Origin of the sequence: Flavobacterium sp., from assembly GCF_035456085.1 — a bacterium.
Classification (GTDB): Bacteria; Bacteroidota; Bacteroidia; order Flavobacteriales; family Flavobacteriaceae; genus Flavobacterium.
The window spans coordinates 1-2,896 of record NZ_DATIDY010000099.1 but is presented as its reverse complement, the minus strand read 5'-3'; the positions used below and the strand labels follow the sequence as shown (position 1 = coordinate 2,896).

The window sequence follows — 2,896 nt, the reverse complement described above, 5'->3', positions numbered from 1 at the left end:
GGTTTTGTTTTTTACAGCAACGATTAGGTCTTTGGAAGTTTTATCAAAATCATTAACACCCAAATCATTATTAATAAATTTGATTACAAACCGGTCATCAAAAGTGCCGTCAACACTCGAAAAAGTATAGCCACCTTTGCGTAAATCATTCGTGCTATTATTTATTTTATCATATAAGTAGACAGCTTGGTTATCAAAATCACCATCAGTATGGCTAATACTTATTGTGAATTGACTTGCCACAGCAGGTTGTTTTTCTAAATTGACCATGAAGCCTAACGGAAATTCATCTGTATCTGTAAAGGGACGAAGAATACCTTGGATAACTAAACGATTTTCTGGAAAATCGTGATTAGGGGCGCTATAGAAATCTGCATATTTATTGTTATTAAAATCAATTGCATTATATGAAGTATTAAAAGAAGTATCTGGAATGGGCACATATCCAATTAAAATTTGCTTGAACAATCCTTCTGAATTGGTTAAATTTAGCCATAATCTGCTTTTTTCGGTATCCACTTTTTTGCTCAATTTAAAAAACGGAGAAATAGTACCACTAACACGCATAGAATTTCTAAAAACAATAGGGGATTGGGTTGGGCTTTTTACAAAAAAAGCTTGAGTTGGTCTAAGTAATTGAATATCGGAAACTATGTCGTTATCAGTTGAAACTCTACCAGTATCATTATAACAGGCATAATCAGCACTTTTATATTTGTATTGGATGGTATTAGGCTTTGAGCTATTTACCCAAAAATATACGACTCGAGGTAAATTATAATTTCTTTCAAAAAATGCATTTAAATCTAATGCTGAAGGATAGGGATTACCTATTAACTGCCAGGGTTTTAAGTCTTCATTCCCGAGAAAAGCATTTATACTTTGAACTTGAATATCACCATTGTTAGGTATCCCTTTAAACTCGGCTGGGAAGACTGTTGGTGCCGTATCGCTATACGTTTTAGGAGCCATTATTGCGGCTGCCATACCTGCACCTGGACCATAAGTTCCATCATAAAAATACCAAGTATCACCATTAAAAAGGCGGAATCCATTTTCCTCTGTATTAGGCGACAAAACACGCGGTATCATTCCAGAAACAGGAGAAGACCACACCATATAATCATTTTTATATAACTCATTGCTATTATGCTTATAGGTTATAATTCCAGTATTGGTTACAGCATTTTTTTGAATCAGAATAGAATTATTTTCAAAAGTCAGAGTCCCTCCCAAAACTGAAACTTCGTTTGTAAGAGTCAAGGTATTACCAGTATTGAAAATCACATTTCCTGAATTTACAGTACAATTACAGCCTAATAAATCGCCTGACGAACTATAATTTCCATCAAAAATAATTTGATCACTACTTATTGGCGAAGTTCCTCCAGACCAACTTACTCCATTCCAAGTTTTAGTTGGACCAGTACAAGGTTTTCCAACCTTAACAATTCCTGTGTTATTAACGAAATAGTTTCCAATTATATTTGTCGCTGAGGAGGTGTATCCACCATATGTTCCATTTAATTGTTCAATTGCTGTTTCGTACAATCTATCACCGATTAATACCAAAGATCCTGCCGTATGAGTTACATTCGAACCTAAATCAACCTCGGGTTCATATCTGTTTCGATGGAGGGTTAAAATATTTTTAATATTAATTGGAGAATTTGGGAATGTTTTAACTCCTGGTGAATATAAATTTAGATCATAATAATCAACAGCTATAATATTTTGGGGACCAATTAATGAATAATTAACCTCAGAATTTGTTCCGTCTAGGACAATTAAATTTGTTCCCTTTTCACTCAATGATAAAGATTCACTACTGACCAATACTAATGTTCTTCTTCCTAAATTAATTTCATTTGTAAATGTTGATCTACTTAGATTATTAGGAGTAGGAGTTGTAATGCCTTTATTCTCATTAATTGTTTTGATTTGCCCAACTAAACCGACTCCACCATTTTCGAGACTGAATGTAGCATTGTTTGTATATGTATTATCATAAGAACTACTATAAATCGTTAAGTCACCATCAATAGAAAGAAGTGAAATTGTACTTTTTACTATTGTTGTATAATTTGCAGTTTTAGTATCTTCTGATAAGTTTCCTAAATCAAATGAATTGCATATTAAACGCCCTAATCCTCTGAATACTGCAGTTATATTTTTTGAATTTGATGCTTTAATTTCTACTTTACCATTTACAGATAATTCTCCTGAAAGGATATCTAGAACACTGTTCTGACTTAGTAATGACTTGCATTGAGAATCACCATTAACTGTAATTGTATAATCACCAGTCAAGATTACTTCATCATCCGAATCGGGAATACCATCCTCATCATTAACTCCCGTATTTGTATAATTCCAAGTAGTTGGGTCTTCCCAATTGCCCGTTTTTATAGAGGTGAAAGTCGATTGCCCAAAACCAAAACCATGAACGAAAAACACCACCAATACACTAAAAAATAATTTTGTTTTCATATTATTTGAGTTTAGTTTATAAAATGTCTTATACTGAAAAAATGTTATTGTAGGAAAAGCTAAATTTATTTTGGAGTAAAAAAATACCTAGTTTATTGTTTAATGCAAAAAAACTTTCCTGTCTGTAGAATGTCCATTTTCCAATTGGGTTTTTACTAACAAGACCTGATTGTTAGTTTTTGCAATTGAAAAATCAAAACTGGAATTCCCTATTTTATTTTTGTTATAAATCAATTTTCCTGAAATGTCATAAACCAAGATTTTTTCGATTCTTTCTGCTTGCGCATTCACAGAAATGGTTTTGTTTTTTACAGCAACGATTAGGTCTTTGGAAGTTTTATCAAAATCATTAACACCCAAATCATTATTAATAAATTTGATTACAAACCGGTCATCAAAAGTGCCG

2 protein-coding genes are annotated in these 2,896 nt (G+C 32.5%); both read right to left on the bottom strand.

Annotation, left to right across the window (positions count from 1 at the left end; genetic code table 11):
- The coding region (locus tag VLC96_RS07580; protein ID WP_491700816.1) for a DUF8693 domain-containing protein at window positions 1-2,490 on the bottom strand (2,490 nt) is incomplete at its 3' end.
- 99 nt (window positions 2,491-2,589) lie between these two features.
- Window positions 2,590-2,896, bottom strand: a 307-nt coding sequence (locus VLC96_RS07575; RefSeq protein ID WP_325261840.1) for a DUF8694 domain-containing protein, incomplete at its 5' end; no start/stop codon positions are given.